14 protein-coding genes are annotated in these 18,139 nt (G+C 40.9%); 6 read left to right on the top strand and 8 right to left on the bottom strand.

Annotation, left to right across the window (positions count from 1 at the left end; translation table 11 throughout):
- Position 1: 1 nt before the first annotated feature.
- Together ACE1CD_RS14490 and ACE1CD_RS14495 are read left to right on the top strand one after the other, a co-directional pair.
- Entirely contained in the window at positions 2-1,078 is a 1,077-nt protein-coding gene (locus ACE1CD_RS14490) for an AI-2E family transporter (protein ID WP_374795453.1), read from the top strand.
- An 80-nt stretch (positions 1,079-1,158) separates the two neighbouring features.
- Complete coding sequence (locus tag ACE1CD_RS14495; RefSeq protein ID WP_374824996.1) at positions 1,159-3,789, top strand: glucosidase; 2,631 nt, start codon at positions 1,159-1,161, stop codon at positions 3,787-3,789.
- A 49-nt stretch (positions 3,790-3,838) separates the two neighbouring features.
- Here ACE1CD_RS14495 and ACE1CD_RS14500 read toward each other — a convergent pair whose 3' ends face one another.
- Positions 3,839-4,135 carry a hypothetical protein gene (locus ACE1CD_RS14500; RefSeq protein ID WP_374795455.1) on the bottom strand — a complete coding sequence of 99 codons (297 nt, stop codon included), beginning with the start codon at positions 4,133-4,135 and terminating at the stop codon, positions 3,839-3,841.
- A 63-nt stretch (positions 4,136-4,198) separates the two neighbouring features.
- On the bottom strand, positions 4,199-5,584 hold the full coding sequence (locus ACE1CD_RS14505; RefSeq protein ID WP_374824999.1) for an NAD(P)/FAD-dependent oxidoreductase: 1,386 nt from the start codon (positions 5,582-5,584) through the stop codon (positions 4,199-4,201).
- A gap of 505 nt (positions 5,585-6,089) precedes the next feature.
- Here ACE1CD_RS14505 and ACE1CD_RS14510 point away from each other — a divergent pair.
- Both ACE1CD_RS14510 and ACE1CD_RS14515 read left to right on the top strand, forming a co-directional pair.
- Positions 6,090-6,581: a DUF2231 domain-containing protein gene (locus tag ACE1CD_RS14510; RefSeq protein ID WP_374825002.1), complete on the top strand. Its 492-nt coding sequence runs from the start codon at positions 6,090-6,092 to the stop codon at positions 6,579-6,581.
- Positions 6,581-7,198: a DUF2231 domain-containing protein gene (locus ACE1CD_RS14515; protein WP_374825005.1), complete on the top strand. Its 618-nt coding sequence runs from the start codon at positions 6,581-6,583 to the stop codon at positions 7,196-7,198. The genes ACE1CD_RS14510 and ACE1CD_RS14515 overlap by 1 nt, the downstream gene beginning before the upstream one ends.
- A gap of 71 nt (positions 7,199-7,269) precedes the next feature.
- On the opposite strand, the gene ACE1CD_RS14520 is transcribed toward ACE1CD_RS14515, so the two are convergent.
- The 3 genes from ACE1CD_RS14520 to ACE1CD_RS14530 form a co-directional block, all read right to left on the bottom strand.
- Positions 7,270-7,632 carry a tetratricopeptide repeat protein gene (locus ACE1CD_RS14520; protein WP_374795459.1) on the bottom strand — a complete coding sequence of 121 codons (363 nt, stop codon included), beginning with the start codon at positions 7,630-7,632 and terminating at the stop codon, positions 7,270-7,272.
- A 442-nt stretch (positions 7,633-8,074) separates the two neighbouring features.
- Positions 8,075-11,887, bottom strand: a complete 3,813-nt coding sequence (locus ACE1CD_RS14525) for a tetratricopeptide repeat protein (protein WP_374825008.1) — start codon at positions 11,885-11,887, stop codon at positions 8,075-8,077.
- Positions 11,888-11,987: 100 nt separating this feature from the next.
- Positions 11,988-12,821: a DUF4384 domain-containing protein gene (locus ACE1CD_RS14530; protein ID WP_374825011.1), complete on the bottom strand. Its 834-nt coding sequence runs from the start codon at positions 12,819-12,821 to the stop codon at positions 11,988-11,990.
- A gap of 229 nt (positions 12,822-13,050) precedes the next feature.
- Here ACE1CD_RS14530 and ACE1CD_RS14535 point away from each other — a divergent pair, with 229 nt between their 5' ends.
- Together ACE1CD_RS14535 and ACE1CD_RS14540 are read left to right on the top strand one after the other, a co-directional pair.
- Positions 13,051-13,284 carry a hypothetical protein gene (locus ACE1CD_RS14535; protein WP_374825014.1) on the top strand — a complete coding sequence of 78 codons (234 nt, stop codon included), beginning with the start codon at positions 13,051-13,053 and terminating at the stop codon, positions 13,282-13,284.
- Positions 13,285-13,823: 539 nt separating this feature from the next.
- Positions 13,824-14,633 (top strand): Rpn family recombination-promoting nuclease/putative transposase, encoded by an 810-nt coding sequence (locus tag ACE1CD_RS14540; protein WP_374825017.1) that lies wholly within the window; start codon positions 13,824-13,826, stop codon positions 14,631-14,633.
- A gap of 161 nt (positions 14,634-14,794) precedes the next feature.
- Here ACE1CD_RS14540 and ACE1CD_RS14545 read toward each other — a convergent pair whose 3' ends face one another.
- From ACE1CD_RS14545 to ACE1CD_RS14555, 3 genes are all read right to left on the bottom strand, one after another.
- Positions 14,795-15,460 (bottom strand): heme-copper oxidase subunit III, encoded by a 666-nt coding sequence (locus tag ACE1CD_RS14545; RefSeq protein WP_374825020.1) that lies wholly within the window; start codon positions 15,458-15,460, stop codon positions 14,795-14,797.
- Between the two features lie 73 nt (positions 15,461-15,533).
- A complete protein-coding gene (gene ctaD / locus ACE1CD_RS14550; protein WP_374825023.1) occupies positions 15,534-17,210 on the bottom strand; it encodes a cytochrome c oxidase subunit I in 1,677 nt (558 codons plus the stop codon).
- Positions 17,200-18,126, bottom strand: a complete 927-nt coding sequence (locus tag ACE1CD_RS14555; RefSeq protein ID WP_374825025.1) for a cytochrome c oxidase subunit II — start codon at positions 18,124-18,126, stop codon at positions 17,200-17,202. Before ACE1CD_RS14555 ends, ctaD begins: the two co-directional genes overlap by 11 nt.
- Between the last annotated feature and the right edge of the window lie 13 nt (positions 18,127-18,139).

An 18,139-nucleotide genomic window follows, 5' to 3' on the forward strand; every position in this document is an offset into this window, starting at 1 on the left:
AATGACAAAGTTGAAGCCTGGAAACGGTGTATGGGAACAGCTAACTAATGGTGCGCCATTAGCGGTAATCCTAGCGGCTGTACTTTATATTCTGTATAGGCTCTTACCTGTATTAGAATTATTTGCTGTTGCTGCGCTGGTAGGGTTAGTTTTACGGACTACTTTACAATTATTTCAAAAGTTAGTGAAAATACGTTGGTTAGCGGTAGTAATGCTAGTATCGATAGTAGTAAGTTTGGGATTATTTTTAGCTTTAATAGTTATTCCTAATTTATTTACAGAAGCGCAAGTTTTAAGTTTAGCCTTACCGAATTATTTAAATTCATTAATAAAATTATCGCAAAGAATTCATCAGAATGTTAGCTTGGTTCCCGATTTATCCCAAGGATTAGCCCAATTAAGGAATATTATCGATCGCCTAGTTGGTTTAGCTTCTCTTCTATTGACAAATACTTTAGATTTATCTATAAACACGATAGCTACCCTAATTTTAGCCATATATATGACTTACGATCCTGATAATTTAATTAAAGGAATACTCAGGCTCGTACCCCGCCGCCATCACCAAAGAGCTAGAAGATTAATTGAAGCAATAAATATTAGGCTTCAAGGTTGGATTTTTGGGACAGTATTAGCGATGCTAATTATTGGCATAGGAGCTACTATTGGACTTTTAGTGCTGCGCGTACCCTTGCCAGTTTCTTTTGGCTTTTTAGCTGGTGTTTTAGAAATTATTCCTTATGTAGGTGCAATTTTAGGTGCTATTTTACCAGCACTTGTTGCACTGACAATTTCACCCACAAAGGCAATACTTGTATTGGGACTATTCTTTATCATCAATCAATTAGATGCTCATATAGTCCAGCCAATAGTCATGGCTCAAAGGGTAAAGTTGCACCCAGTTATGGTAATTCTTTCCTTTCTTTGCTTAGGAGAATTATTAGGATTTACTGGAGTGTTGTTAGCAGTTCCCGCCGCCGCAGTTTTAGTTACTATCTTTGATGAATTTAATCCGCCAGTAGTTTCTGAAGAACAATCGATCGCGGATCATCCTAAATCTACTAATTTGAATGAGTAGAGATGTTGCATACAACGTCTTTACTCCCAAGTCTAGCGCTCTTCCACGATTAACGTAAACAGTCTGTTAAGGAGTATAAAATGAACGCCGAACAACAACGCATCCAAGAAAATACCGAATTAAAAGCGCATTGGAATCGTTGGGGTTCGTATTTAAGCGATCGCCAATGGGGAACAGTGCGCGAAGATTATTCACCTTACGGGAATGCTTGGGAATATTTCCCACACGATCGTGCGCGATCGCGTGCTTATCGGTGGGGAGAAGATGGATTAGCTGGGTTTTGCGATCGTCACGGTGAAATTTGTTTTGCTTTAGCTTTATGGAATGGCAAAGATCCAATTTTAAAAGAAAGATTATTTGGGCTTACTAACAGCCAGGGAAATCACGGCGAGGATGTTAAAGAATATTATTTTTATCTTGATAATACGCCTACTCATTCTTATATGCGCTGGCTGTATAAATATCCGCAACAAGAATTTCCCTATCAGCGATTAATAGATGAAAATGCTAAACGAAGTAAATACGATCCCGAATTTGAGTTGCTAGATACGGGCATTTTTGATGATAATCGTTATTTTGATGTAATGGCTGAATATGCGAAAGCATCTCCTGAAGATATTTGCATTCGCATCAGTATTACTAATCGCGGTTTGGAAACAGCAACGATAGATTTATTACCAACTTTATGGTTTAGGAATACTTGGTCTTGGACGGGTAAGGATAAAGAATGCCAAATAGCCAAAGTAGCCGATGGAGTGATGAAAGCTTACAATCAAAAATATGGCGATCGCTATCTTTTTTGCGAAAACAATCCGCCGTTAATTTTTACGGAAAATGAAACCAACTACTATCGCATCTACGGTACTCCTAATCCTTCTCCTTATGTAAAAGATTCCTTCGATCAATTGGTTATTCATAAAAATCAAGAGGCTGTAAATCCCGCTCAAGTTGGTACCAAAGCAGCCGCTTGGTATCACTTAGAAATTGCTGGCGGAGAAACCGCTATTATTAAACTGCGGTTTGTCGATCGATATCTCGATAATCCTTTCGATCGCGACTTTGAAAATGTATTAATTCAACGCCAACAAGAAGCCGATGAATTTTACGAATCAATTACACCAAATCTTGATGAAGATTCGCGCAATATCCACAGACAAGCATTTGCCGGATTGTTGTGGAATAAGCAGTTTTATCATTATGATGTAGAAAATTGGTTAACAGGAGATAAAGCAGAACCAACACCACCCATACAGCGTTTGAACGGTCGCAATCATAATTGGCGATCGCTATATGCAGAAGAAGTTATTTCGATGCCAGATAAATGGGAATATCCTTGGTTTGCTGCATGGGATTTAGCTTTTCATTGCGTGGTGATGGCAGTAATAGATTCTAATTTTGCTAAAAACCAATTATTATTATTAACTCGCGAGTGGTATATGCACCCAAATGGTCAATTGCCAGCTTATGAATGGGCATTTAGTGATGTAAATCCCCCCGTACAAGCATGGGCGGCGTGGCGAGTTTATAAGATTGAAGAGAAACGTGCAGGTAATGGCGATCGCGATTTCCTAGAACGGATGTTTCACCGACTTATGCTTAATTTTATCTGGTGGGTAAATAGGAAAGACCCCCAAGGTCAAAATCTTTTCCAAGGCGGGTTTTTAGGATTAGATAATATAGGAGTATTCGATCGCAGTAAAACCTTACCGACGGGTGGTTATTTAGAGCAAGCTGATGGTACGGCTTGGATGGGAATGTTTGCATTAAATATGCTGGCTATTGCGCTGGAATTATCGCGAGAAGATCCTGCTTATGCAGATATGGCATTAAAGTTTTTTGAACACTTTATGTATATTGCTGATTCTATTAACCATGTCGGTCATAACGATATTGCTCTTTGGGATAAGGAAGATAATTTTTACTATGACGCTTTAACTTTACCGAATGGGCAAGAATTTTTACTCAAAATTCATTCGATGGTAGGATTAACGCCCCTATTTGCAGTTGATACTTTAGAACCAGAACTATTAGAAATAGTACCTGGTTTTAAAGAGCAAATAGATTGGTTTTTGAAGAGTCGTCCTCAGTTAGCTAAAAATGTTGCCAGTATGGAAGTTAAAGGCGTAGGCGAACGCAGGTTGCTTTCAATTACCAGCCCTGAAGGGTTGGCAATAGTATTAAAACGACTATTAGATGAAAATGAATTTTTATCTCATTATGGGATTCGTTCTCTATCTCGGTATCATTTAAAAAATCCATTTATTTTTAATTGGGATAATAGCCAATATCAAATAGATTACGAGCCAGCAGAGTCTACTACAGAGCAATTTGGCGGTAATTCTAATTGGCGCGGCCCAGTTTGGTTTCCTCTCAACTTTTTATTAATTGAATCTTTACAGAAATACCATCACTATTTCGGTGATGATTTTAAAGTTGAATGTCCGACAGGTTCGGGAAATCTGCTGAATCTTTGGGAAGTTGCCGCAGAGATATCGCAACGGCTAACCCAAATTTTCTTACGAGATAGCAATGGGAAAAGACCTGTTTATGGAGGAATAGAAAAGTTTCAGCAAGACCCTCATTGGCGCGATTTAATTTTATTTTACGAATACTTTCACGGTGATAATGGTGCGGGTTTGGGTGCAAGTCATCAAACAGGTTGGACAGCGTTAGTAGCAAAGCTGATTCAGCAACTCAATACTTACGATTAAGCTACAATGCAGCCAATATATGTGCTGTCCGAGCAAATTATATAAAGCTTTAATGAGCGAACAGAAATACAAATGCGATCGCGCTTACAAATAAAGCAAAAAGAATAGCATATTCTATCTTTTTACTAAAATAGCCGATCGTAATAATAATCGCCACAGCCATTAAAAATAGAACGATATGCAATAAAGTTTGCCAATCAGAAGCAATCAGCGGATCGTGAGTATCTGCTGAAATTGAACTAGGCGCAGGTGTTTGACTTGGTATAGTACGAGAATTGGGTAAATTTTTATTGTTTAAAGGCAAGGGGGCGTCTAAGGGCGCATCAATAAAATAAATGTTTTTCATAGTCATTTGGCAGTAAATGTTTAAAATTATAAAAAAGTTTTCCTGTAACGCCTCTAAGTGATACTAACTATTTTGAAGCAGGGGCAATTGAGATTTTTGTTCTTTCTCTCCTTCACTAAATGCCTTGATTAATTTCCTTGCCACAACAGCAGCTAATACCGCACCACCAACCCATTTAATTACATCACCAGCTTGAATTGGATATAAGTGGTGAGTAAAGATTTCATCCTTTAACCATTCAGTTGTAATCTTCAAATCGTGAATTGGCGTTGGTAATAATTCTAGATAAGTGCCTTGACGAATTAAATGACCGATTTCACCTGTAACTTCATACCGATTAAACAAATTCGCCACGCTATTTTCTATTCCTAATTTAAGCAATGTTCCCCTGATATTAACTTCTACAGGTTTGAGTTCGTGACCGAAAGCTAAAGCGATTAAATTGTGAGCGATCGCACTTCCTTGCTGATAAGCTACTTGTGCTGTGGGCGGAAAATCTTTGTCTTCAACCGCAGCACAATCACCACCTGCAAAAACTTCGGGAAAATCCGGTAACTGTAATGTAGGAGTAACGACAAGACGACCGTGTTTATCGCGATGTTCGTCTGGTATTTCTAACTTTTTAATCAGTGGATGAGTGTTAGTTCCCGTTGTCCAAATTACCGTTGCAGTTGGTAAAGTTTCTGTTTTGTCGTCGCGCTTATACTGTACTGATTCTTTATTAATAGCGGTAGCTTCTGCACCTAAAATTATTTCCACTGGTACAGCGCGTTTTTGTAATTCCTGTTCCGCAGTTGACTGCAAATGACTATTAATGTCTCCTTGGAGAATTTCTTGACCGTGATTAATAATAACAATCCGAATCTCTTGCGGGTTTCCTCCCATTCCTTGATACCAATTAGGGAGTAAATCGGCGAGAGTTGCTGCTATTTCAACCCCAGAAGGCCCACCGCCAATAATCGCTACAGTTAGCAATTTCTTTCTTTGTTCTGGATCTTGAATTTGAATGGCTGTTTGCAGGCATTCACGCAGATGTTTATCGATCGCGATCGCATCTTCTCCCGTCCGCAAAGGTAGAGCGTTTTCTTGCGCTCCTTCTACACCAAAATATCCCGTAACGCTGCCTAAACCCAAGACTAAATTACTATAATTATAACTATTTCCAGAAACTAATTTAACTTCTCTTTGCTTAAGATCGATCGCCTCAACTGCATCTCGTACAAAAATAATCCCGCTACCTTTCAACAGTTCCTCAAAACGCGGCCAAACTTGTTCCGCATCCATTTCGCCGCTAACATATTCATAGAGTAACGGTTTAAAGCAAAAGCGTTCCTCTTTGTCGATCAAAATTACAGAGCGCGGATAATGTTGATGGCTTAAATGTAAAGCTGTAAATAAACCAGTAAATCCACCACCTACGATTAAAGTTTGATAAACTAAATTACTCATAATCGTGCTTTTGGCTTTTAGCTTTTACTTCAATAATCATAATATATTCACCTTCAACAATCTTTCGCATCATCTCAAGGATATAGGAGCGATCGCTGATAAATTAACGTTTCATCAAAAAATGAAATTATGATGAAATTTAGCTGTTCCCTTAGTAATAAGTTATATCGTGTCCGGTTGCATCGGTAGTTTAAGAATGATGCGAAAGATTATCTGTGGGAATCAGGGGTTAAAATTTTACCGCAGATGAAGACAGATAAACGCGGATGAACGCAGATAAGAAGCAATTTTTTGTGCAACCGATGCTACCGGACATGATATTACGCATAGCAGCGCTGCCAAAAAGTTGATAGCTATTTTTAAAGCAATTCCATCTTTAGGCAGATATAAATTTTAGAGTTTTAGATAAATACTAAAAATTAATATTCGAGATGCTCTGAAAGAACGTTTGAGGAAAAGCGTGGCCTAATTTCTTTTATTCTGGCTAATATTTAAGGATAAACGAATGTCTATTTTGCCTCTTAATAACGAAAATTTACCGTACCCAGATCCCATCCATCCCATCATCGTTCATTTCATCATTGCGATGGTATTTTTTTCCTTCTTCTGTGATGTAGTCGGATATTTTACGCGCAGACATCGTTTGTTCGAGGTAAGCTTTTGGAATTTGGTTGTCGCTGCGATCGCTATTTTTTTCGCTGTCATTTTCGGTCAATTTGAAGCAGGTTTAGCAGATCCTTACGATGCGGTTAAGCCAACTTTAAACTTGCATACAATTACTGGTTGGTCGCTGTCAGCAATCTTAGTTGCTATTACCGCATGGCGCTTTGTAATTCGCAACCGCGATCCGTTGAAAATACCGCCAGTTTACCTGGGTGCTGCTACCTTTTTAAGCTTATTGGTATTTTTCCAAACTTATTTGGGAACAGAATTAGTTTGGGTTTACGGGTTACATATTGAACCAGTTGTGGAAGCAACAAAACAGGGAGTATTATAGTGAACGCGGAACTCGTACAGCAACTAATAGACCAGTTAGGATTAAAAATTGGTGCTAATAGACTACCTTATGAAATACCAATTCATCCAAACTTGGTACATTTTACGCTTGGTTTATTGATTATTGCCATTATTTTCGATATCGCGGGGATGTTGTTCGCATTAGAAAAGCCAATCTTCAATTTTTTGGGTTTAACTGCAATTCGGCAAGGGTTTTTCGATGTTGGTTGGTATAACTTGGTAGCTGCTGCGATCGTTACTTTTTTCACAGTCGCAGCCGGATTTTTTGAACTAATCTTAGCAGACCCACCAACTAATATTAAAAGCGATTGGGGATTAGGCGCAGGGCCAACCATGTTGCTGCACGGACTGGGAGGGGTTTTTCTCCTAGCAATTATCGTCGCCATGACTGTTTGGAGAGGATTTCAGCGTTACCATTCGCGCAAAAGTGCTGCTAAAGAGGTACATTGGAGCTATTTAATAGCAGGTATTCTTCTACTAGGAATACTCTATCTTCACGGCACATTAGGAGCGCAACTTGGAGACAATTTTGGAGTACATAATACCGCTGCTCACTTGTTAAGGCAAGGTAAAAACCCAAATTCGATTCTTAAATAATTTACTTCAGGCAACACAAGATTGACACGGATCGAAACATCAATATTCATGGGTAATTTATGCGATCGCACTTATGCAACGCCAGCAAGCTTTAAATAGTCACTTGCGAGAGGAGTATGTAAAAATCCTTGCTCTCTAGCTTTTTGGAACCATTTATCTGCTTCTGTTCGATCGGCGGTAACACCTTCATCACCCGTAAGATAAATTCCACCTAAGTTGTTGGAAGCGACACCATAACCTCGCTCCGAGGATTTCACGTACCATTCGATCGCTTCTAAGATATTTTTCTCTACACCCAATCCTAAATGGTACATATTTGCGATCGCACATTGCGCTTCTGCATTTCCTTCATCTGCAATTGGTTTTAATAAGCTAAGTGCTGTGGTGTAATCTTGGGAGTAAAAAGCAGCTAAACCTTTTTCTAAATCTGACATTTTGTTTTTACCTTTTCAGTTTACAAATTTATGGCCCTGGAAAGTTTTCATCGAAGGAGGGAGGACAAGGCTTATCTTTTGGCCAAGGAAAAGTGGCTAAAGCGCCATATCCTTTGCATCTATAAGCGCAAGTCTTAAAAGGATTTTTAGGATCTGGAGAAATGAACTCTCCAAAATACTCACATCTTTTTTGCGAAGACTCACTGCTATCACTATTATTGGGAGCTTTTTCATCCACTCTTGCACACCCTAGATGGGATTTTAAATATTTTACCATTTGTAGCGATCGAGCGTGATGAAACCTCCCTTTTGATAAGCTGACAAACCTTTAATATTTCAACTCAGTTGTTTTTTCCTGACAAACCACCCCCATAACGCGATTTTGAGGTACGTAGTTGCGCTTCAGCGCTCTTATTTGGCGCTAAAGCGCAACTACGTACCTTTATTTCAACTCAGTTGTCTCTCCCTGACATACCCAAGCACCCCAGAAAAATTGATGCTCGATCGGTCTAAATTCTTGACAAGATAGCCTACTTTCTGATAACATTTGTAATGTCAAAAGTTCATCGATTACCTCACGACCGAGAGAAAATTGTTGCAATTCTTGGATAGTAATTCTGCGAATATAATTTTGCGCTTCTTGTAAGGCATCAACCCGTCTTAAACCGCCCTGCAAATTATCAAAAAATCGCTCCATCAGGAGGACAGTTGCTTTCGTGGGAACTGACCACAAACTCATTACCAAAGTTTTCGCTCCTGCGACAGCAAAAGCGCGACGTAAACCGAATACGCCTTCACCATTTTTGATATCACCAATGGCTGTTTCGCAAGCAACTAAAATCGCGATTTCATTATCCCATAAATCGATACCGATGATATCTTGGGCGAACAGAAAACCTTTGCCTGCTTCTTTTGGAAGTTCGCCACCTTTTAGCCAAGTTTCCGCACCCGCAAAGGCAAGTCCTGAACGCATCATCGGGTTTTCCACTGGCGCGGTGGTAAGGCGATTTTCGGCATTGTTCGGGTTTAATTCTTTGATGATTTTCGGTAATTCGGTGGTGAAATTGCGTAACTTATTAGCGCTATTTTCGTTATCGTTGGCAGCTAGATAATTGGCGATATCTTCCATAATTTCGGGCAATTTATCATCTAGCAATTGGGGGTTATTGCGTAAGATTTCTAGTTCGTCACCTTCGGCAGAGTTGAGGAGTTGAACGATTAAATTTAGATAATCTGGTTGATTTTCTTCGGCAAAGTAACCGTGAGTGGCAATCATCAACAGGCGGGGACATTTGCTGCTAGTCAGGATAGGTTCTAATGCTTCTTGTTGCAGATAGGGTTTAACGCCGAGTTTTTCGGCAACTCTTTTGCCTAAAAAACCTGTTTCGGGTACGGGGTGAAAAATAGAACTTAAAGCTGATAATTGGGGAGGTAGAACCTCCCGGAATGCGTTCCCAGGTTGAACCTGGGAACGAGGAGAAGAAGGACTGAAGTCCTCACTACGAACGGCTAAGTTAAAATCAGGATTGGCGATAATCAAAGCATCGGAAACAGGGCGGTTTGTTTCCACTTTTCGCCGCAGGATATCTCGCCCGACACTCAAATAACTAATAGTGTATTCATCCATCAGCAACTTGTCGGTTTCTGGCATGGGTAATATCTGAAACGGCAGCAAATTTAAGTCGCCATCAGGTGCAATAAAGAAATGTTCTTTAGAAACCCGGTTTTTTAGAAAAACCGGGTTTCTTGGCGGTGAGTCTTCAGAAACCCGGTTTCTCCAAGAAACCGGGTTTCTTAACCCAGCCAAGATCGGATCGAAAATTTGTTGACGCAGTTTTTCCCCGACGGTGGCGTTATCTGCATCGGGAGTTTGCTGTTTTTTTCTTGCGCCTAGCAAGTTACCAGGTTTTGCAGATGCTTCTCGAAAAACTCGAATTAACTTATCAATTGGTTCTGCTTCTCCTAATTTAATCATCTGCACCGCATCTGGTTGTTGGGCAGGTAAGATAAAGGCTACATATTGGGCAGTTTGCCATCGCGTTTTTTCTGGGGCAGTAAAATCAAATAGACGAAAGCGAACAAATTCCACTAAAGTAGAACCTGACGGCAATTCCAAAGCGACGGCGCGACGATCGCATTCTTGTTCTTGCAGTTGAATTTCCGGGACTTGGGATGCCAGTTGCTTTTCTAATTGTTGGCATTGTGCTTCTAATTCGGCAAGCTTTTGTTGATGTGCTTTTCGCAGAGATTGGTATGTTTCTACGGGAACTTTTGGATCGGGGAGGGGTGGATCGAAGGTAAGATGAACGAGTTCTGCTTGCAGGCGGCGCAGTTGAGTAAATTCTTCTTGCAAATGGGGATAGCGTCCGCTATATAAAGCATAGTTGAAAGCAGCCAGGGCAGAAGCACTGAGGGACTTGCGTTGCAGCACTACATCGAGGGCAATTTGCACTGCTTCTGGGGAGTCGGAAAGGTAGCGCCAGACGAGGGAGAGTAAAGTTTCTAATGTATTTCTGATCGTATCGAGATAGGTGAAGCGATCGTGTTCGGAACTGTAAGCAAACTGGCGGCGAATCATTCGCCCTTCCATTCTTGCTGCTTGCTGCATTAGTTCTAGTGCTTGCGTAGGGCGATCGGTGAGTGCTAACAAGATTGCCAAACTGTTCAAACTGGTTGCCACATCGGGATGATCGCCCTTAAATAGCCGCTGTCTCATCGCGAGTGCTTGTTGCAACAGGGGTTCCGCTTCAGTGTATCTGCCTTGGGAGCCGTAAAGCACTGCCAAATTATTTAAACTGGCTGCCACACTACTATGATCGCCCTCAAATAAGCGCTGTATCATCGCCAGTCCTTGTTGACACAAGGACTCCGCTTCGCTGTATTTGCCTTGGGAATTGTAAAGTAATGCCAAAGTGTTCAAACTGGCTGCCACATCGGGATGATCGCCCTCAAATAGGTGCTGTATCATCGCCAATGCTTGTTGACACAAGGACTCCGCTTCGCTGTATTTGCCTTGGGAATCGTAAAGTAATGCCAAATTGTTCAAACTTTTTGCCACATAGGGATGATCGCCCTCAAATAAGCGCTGTGTCATCGCCAGTCCTTGTGCCAACAAGGACTCCGCTTCGCTGTATCTGCCTTGATATTGGTAAAGTTCTGCCAAATTGTTCAAACTTAGTGCCACATCAGGATAATCGCCCCCAAACAGGTGCTGCCACATTCTAAGTGCTTGTTGGTGAAGGGGTTCTGCTTCACTATATCTGCCCTGGGAATTGTAAAGTAATGCCAAAGTGTTCAAACTGGCTGCCACATCGGGATGATCGCCCTCAAATAGGCGCTGTCTCATCGCCAATGCTTGTTGCAAAAGGGGTTCAGCTTCACTGTATCTGCCTTGGGAATTGTAAAGTAATGCCAAACTATTCAAACTGGTTGCTACATTAGGATGATCGCCCTCAAATAGGCGCTGCCACATCCCCAGCGCTTGTTGGTATAGGGGTTCAGCTTCACTGTATTTGCCTTGAGAATAGTAAAGTCCTGCCAAATTGTTCAAACTTAGTGCCACATCGGGATGATCGCCCTCAAATAGGCGCTGCCACATCCTAAGTGCTTGTTGGTAAACGGGTTCTGCTTCACTATATCTGCCTTGGGAATTGTAAAGTCCTGCCAAATTGTTCAAACTTAGTGCCACATCGGGATGATCGCCCCCAAACAGGCGCTGCCACATCCTAAGTGCTTGTTGGTAAAGTGGTTCTGCTTCACTATATCTGCCTTGGGAATTGTAAAGTAATGCCAAATTATTCCAACTTAGTGCCACATTGGGATGATCGCCTTCAAACAGGCGCTGAAACATCGCCAATGCTTGTTGGTAAAGGGGTTCTGCTTCACTGTATCTGCCTTGGGAATTGTAAAGTCCTGCCAAATTGTTCAAACTGGTTGCCACATTGGGATGATCCCCCTCAAACAGGCGCTGCCACATTGCTAGTGCTTGTTGGTAAACGGGTTCCGCTTCACTATATCTGCCTTGGGAATCGTAAAGTAATGCCAAGTTGTTCAAACTGTTTGCCACATTACGATGATCCCCCTGGTAAAGACACAATGCCAAATCTAAAGCTTGTTCGGCAATTACTGCTGCTGCATAGAACATACCTTGCTGATAAAGTGCAATCACCTGTTGGTTTACCTGTTCCCAAGATTTTTCCCCTGCAACCTTTTGCCTCTGTTTCACCAAATTTATCAACCAACGAATTAATCCCATTGTTTTCGTCCCAGTTTGAATCTTTTACCCCGACCAAAAACCAAGCTTTTTGCCGTCACGTCAATATTTCATCCCAATTATTGATTCAAAACTCCGGTTTTTAAACCACACTATATTCCGTCCACAACACCTGACAATCTCGATTCCCTTCCACATATTCCAGCAGTCCATACAAATGCTCTCGATCCAATTCCAAAGCTTCTTCCTTACTTTTTTCCAACCAATCTAGAGGCGGCAATTCCTGCGTAATCAAAGCTAAAATTTGCTCTCTTCCCACCTCATCCGATCCAAAAGTTGCATACTCTGATGGGGGGTATTGCGGCAAAACCATTACCCCAGCAGCACAACGAGAATTAGGCGCATATTCCGAAGGACACAAACAACAAACCACTCCCGATGGTTCCCTCTCCAATAATATTAAGTATCCCTCCCTTGCGAGATTGATTCCAATTTTAATATCACTTCCTCTCGGTACAGATTTGACGTAAGGACTTTTTTCTTGATGCCGCAGTCCCAAGTCTGAAACTTTTACCAACATCGCGCCCATTTGGTTAGTTAGCTTTCCCTTCGCTTTCAATTTATCCCAAAAATAATCCTCTTTTAACCATTGCTGATACCGAGTTTCCCGCAACCAAGCTTTAGCAATTTCGCATTTATCTTTTTTAGCGCCATTGAAATCACAACCCGCCGCTTCCAGCTTCTTATAAATCTGCTTCAAATAGTCGCGCAGGGCAAATTCCGCTTTACTAGGAATCTCTCCCGGTTCCAGTAAATTATCCTGCAAAACTTCCGCCAGTTCCTTATTTTCTAAATCATCATTAGCTTGGCGGAAACGTTCCAAAAACACCAACTTGCATTTGTCCTTAAATCCGAAGCACTTAGCCATTGCTTCTAGGAACTCTTGCTCTTTCTCTTTATAGGTTGGCAGAGTCATAACTTATCCCGCTGAGGTCGCCTGATTCAATCATAGAGGTATTTTAGACAATTTGCCAAGGGTTATTCTAACTTTTCTACATGATTCTACCTGGTTCTACCTGCTTCTATTAATTTCTATTTTGCTCCAAAAAATACTAACCTTCTACTTCCCTCTAATTGATTCCATTTTCAATTAAATAAGGGCTGTCTAACTTGGTATACATAACGCCATTATCGAGGTAGACAATATGACAAAAGCAAAATTAGCAGTTAAAAAAACTCGTCAACGAATTGAATTAAAAGCACTTGCTGCTTTATTTATTTTGCAAGCTTTCTTGATTATTGTGCAAGGAAATTTCCTTGTTTATCAAGGATATCCTCCGCTGGATGTTGTGCTTTGGATGCTGACGGAAGGTACTAGCTTGATTATGAAAGTGCGTCGTACTGGTATTGTTGATGAAGGGAAGAGAAAAAGTAAATAAAGCTGTGGAAAACGCCTGGAAATACATCACTCGTTGGCGAACACAGCCCGCCTGGGAATCAATTCCCAGGCTAATAGCTAAAGTCGTCTAAAGACGACTGAAGAAAAGCAAATAAACCGGGTTTCTCTATCATCATTTAAGCAACATTGTTTGCAGACAGCAGAAACCTGGGTTCTCTGTACAATCACATCTGCATCACTCGCTGGGGGAAGGGCGAAGCATTCGGATTGTTCAATTTTGGTGAAGCTACAAAGATTGTCGCCCGAATGCTTCGCCCCTACAAAAGTCTCGCTCTTATAAACAGTCCTCTTCAGAGGATTTTCGCTATGACGCTGCGATTTGAATCGCAGGCGGGTGATGAGCGAAATGCAAAATCTATATAAACAATCTGCCCAATAGCAATGTCTACGAATGTTTATATTAAAAACATATAAATCGAATTAAATTATGTGGATAAATAACAATACTTAATTATCCAAATACGCACAATATATATTAAAATAATATCAAAACAACTCAATTCAACACCCAATCCACCATTGAACACGGACAACCTTTGTAAATACCTCGCCGAAGAATACCCCGCCGAATTTGTGCAATGGCTACTTCCATCTGAAACATCTAACATTCAAGTATTAAAAACAGAACTCAGCCTAGAACCAATTCGCGCCGATTCTATCACCTTACTACAAACCCCAAATTTAATTCTGCACCTGGAATTTCAAACCTTACCAGCATCAGATCCGCCACTACCATTACGGATGCTTGATTACTGGCTAAGACTGTATCGAAAATATCGTTGCAATGTGGAACAAGTAGTGATTTTCCTCAAATCCACTACTTCCGAAATCGCCTATACCAACGAGTTTACCGCTCCTAATACCCGCCATCGCTATCGAGTCATCCGAATGTGGGAAGAAGACCCCGCGCCACTGTTAGCCAATTCTGGGCTTTTACCGCTGGCGACATTAGCGCGAAGCGAATCACCCCAGGCTTTACTGGCGCAAGTAGCCCAACAGGTCGCTAATATTGAAGAAACCCCGCAACGGCAAAATGTGGCAGCCTGTATATATGTCCTTGCAGGTTTGCGATTTGACAAAAATTTGATTACCCAACTATTCAGAGAGGAAATTATGCGCGAATCTGTCATCTATCAAGATATCTTGCAACGAGGAGAAATAGCGGTAATAATGCGTCAACTTAACCGTCGAATTGGGTTGGTTACTCCCGAAATACAAGCGAAAATACAAACTTTATCGATCGCACAATTAGAAGACTTGGGCGAAGCACTCTTAGATTTCTCTCAACCCGCAGATTTAACCGCTTGGTTAGAGTCTCATCAAGCATAAATAAAAAAACAAATAAAGTCCGCAGAGGGCTTTATTTGTTTTAAAATTCAACTATTGAGAGAAAATTTGCGATCGACATATAAAAATTCGGCTTTGGAATCTAATTTTATTTTTTGAATCACGATCGTACATAAAATTATGTTTTAAAACTAAGTAATTTTCTAAGCTTTCCACAAATAAATAAGCGAAAAAAGGATAACCCAAATTCCATCAACGAAATGCCAAAAAAAAGTAGTTGCACTCACGCCAACATGACCTTTATTATAATTTCTCGCCCGGAAAGAACGGATAAGCATAATTATCTGTAAGATGATACCACTAAAAACGTGCAAAGCGTGAAATCCCGTCAGCAAATAAAACGTTCCGCCAACTAACCCTGTAGATAGACCAAAATCTAAACCAAGCCACTCTTTTATCTCACCGATTAGAAAGTAAGCCCCCATCCCGGAAGTAGTCAGCCACAGCCAGCGAAATTTATTAATTTTATGGCGTTTGAGGGCATTTTCTGCTAACTGAATTACCAAACTACTAGAAAGAAGAACGATCGTATTGACCATTACGGCGATAGACAATTCTGGCCCTTTAACGCCAGGGGGAAGCCAGTGAGAATGTGTCAATCGTAAAGCAATATAAGTAAAGAAAAAACTCAGAAAAACGATGCTCTCTGAAAGCAGAAAAATAGTAAATCCAAACATCGTTTTGCCATGATGGTCTTCGTGATTACCGCCACCACTTGGTAAGAAACGCTGTAACCAGTTTGGCAGGTATTTTAGCCAACGTTCAAAACGAATAGGACTTTCATCAATATGGATAGTGCGACGTTGCATAATTCAAAAGGGAATAGAGAATAGGGAATAGGGAATAGAAAACAATAAAACTTCCCCATTCCGTTGTAAGGTTTCACTCACTTGATTCAGAAGGTTCTGTTACAGAATATTTTGGGTTGCCGTAGTCATAAGGAGGTCTATTTACAACCGGAATTTCTGCAAAGTTATCGTGCGGTGGTGGTGAGGAAGTCGTCCATTCCAAACCACTAGCGTGCCAAGGATTATCAGTTGCCCTCTGTCCGTATATCCAAGAAGCTACTATATTAGCAATAAAAGGTAGCGTGGATACTCCCAGAAAAAACCCTCCGAGACTAGCGATAATATTCCATCCTTGATACTGCGGATCGTAAGAAGAAATTCGGCGTACCATTCCCTGTAAACCCAGTGGCAGCATAGGGAAAAAGGTGAAGTTAGCACCGATAAAAGTCAACCAGAAATGTAGCTTACCCCAACCTTCAGCGTACATCCTTCCTGTTATTTTGGGAAACCAAAAGTAAATGGCAGCGAAAATTGCCATCGTGATCGTATTGAAAACAATGTAGTGGAAATGACCGACTATAAAATAGGTATTATGAACGTGAAGATCGAATGGTACTGCGGCCAACATAACACCAGTTACGCCACCCAGAAGAAACATTGCTGCTCCTCCCATTGCAAATAGCATGGGTGTTTCTAAATGCAGCTTACTTTTCCAAATTGTCGCAGTCCAGCCGAATGCTTTTACACCTGTAGGCACGGCAACCAACATGGAAGTAAACATGAATAATATCCGCATCCAGTTTGGAGTAGCACTGGTAAACAAATGATGTACCCAAACGAAGATGCTGACTACCGCAATTCCTAATGAGGCAATAGCAAGCGATCGATAACCAAATAAAGGATTACGAGAAAAAGCAGGTAAAACTTCTGCAAAAATACCGAAGGCTGGCAGCGCCATAATGTAAACTGCTGGATGAGAATAAAACCAGAATAAATGTTGGTAAATAATGGGGTCGCCATTTTCTAAAGGTTTAAAGAAATTCGTGCCAAAATTAAGGTCAAATAACAGTAATATCAACGCACCTGTTAGGGAAGGCAAATTAATTAATTGCAATAACTGAGCGCTGAGAACTGACCAAACAAAGACAGGCATTCGGAAAAAGGTCATCCCTGGCGATCGCATCCAAAAGATAGTAGTTACAAAGTTGATTGCCCCCATGATAGAAGAGATACCTAACAGAATTAAACTTATAATCCAAAATAATTCGCCGTTAATTGGTTGATCTGGGGGAAATTGAAGGCTGACTGGTGGATAAGACCACCAACCTGCTTGTGACGGGCCGTTAGGTAATAAAAAGCTAGATATTAACAAAATACCTGCGGGTGGAATAATCCAAAAAGAAATGGCATTGAGCAGGGGAAATGCCATATCCCTTGCACCAATCATTAATGGTACTAAATAGTTAGAAAGACCTGCATTGAACGGGATAATCCACAGAAAAATCATGATTGTCCCGTGCATGGTAAATAAGGCGTTGTAGAGAGGGCGATCGACTATATTTGATGCCGGAGTAATCAGTTCGGCACGGATGAGCATTGCTAACAGTCCGCCGATGAGGAAAAAAATAAAAGTCGTCACCATGTATTGAACACCAATCACTTTATGATCGGTGCTAAAACTAAAGTAGCTTCGCCCATTATCCTCAGACTCGTTTCGGGAATTTTCAGGCTCAGTAACCCCGCTTAAATTTTCAGTAGAATCATGCGTCATTATTCACTTTCCTTTTCGTTGTAATAACAGGAGGTTCAGCAGGTGTTACTGTGTACCAGCCAGTTTTAAACAATGTCTTTGGTGGTTCGGTATACTCAGCAACGGCTTGATTTGTGGCTGGAATTTGTTCGCCAGCAACCATTTCCGTGAGCCATTGGTTATAAGCTTGAGAAGATTCAACGTATACATCTGCATCCATCAAAGCAAAGTAAGTACCGCTGAATAAAGAATCTTTTAAATGATATTTTCCCGGTCGAATTGGCGTTATCACAATATCAATATGTCGTCCGGGAACAACATATTGCTGTAAGCGAAATTCAGGAACATAAAAACTGTGAAGTACGTCTTGAGCGTGCAAATTTAGGCGAGTAGGACGGTTGACAACTAAATGTAATTCCTGACTGGTAGCGTTATTTGGATAGCGAAAAGACCAACTCCATTGTTTAACAAAAACATCAATTGTTTCAGCCGCAGGTTTAGGGATATCGCTAACTGATTCAGCATAAGCAGGTTCAGATTCTAAGGGTAAATGTAAATGTACGACTTGCCCTAAACCTAAGATATTTAATTGCTGATAAATATTGAAACTTTGGAAAGCAATCCACAATACCAGCAAAGTTGGGGCAGCAGTCCAGAGAATTTCCAGTCTCACATCACCTCTAAAAGGGTGTCCCTCGCTGTAGTCATTCTGAGGTGCGCGAAAGAAGAGTACGGAATACAGCATCATCCCAAGTAGTCCAAGCAGGATGAATGCGCCAATTGAGACTAAGAAGCTAAATAATTCATCTACTTTTTGGGCTTCTGCTGTAGCTTGGGGAGGCATCCAAGAAAAAGCTGTTTGCCCAATCCAACGGCTGAGCGCCAGTAACGCTGCTATATAAACTGCTATTAGTAGATATTCCCATAATTTCCACATAATTACTCTTTTT

Source organism: Aerosakkonema sp. BLCC-F183, from assembly GCF_041929145.1.
Lineage (GTDB): Bacteria > Cyanobacteriota > Cyanobacteriia > Cyanobacteriales > Aerosakkonemataceae > Aerosakkonema.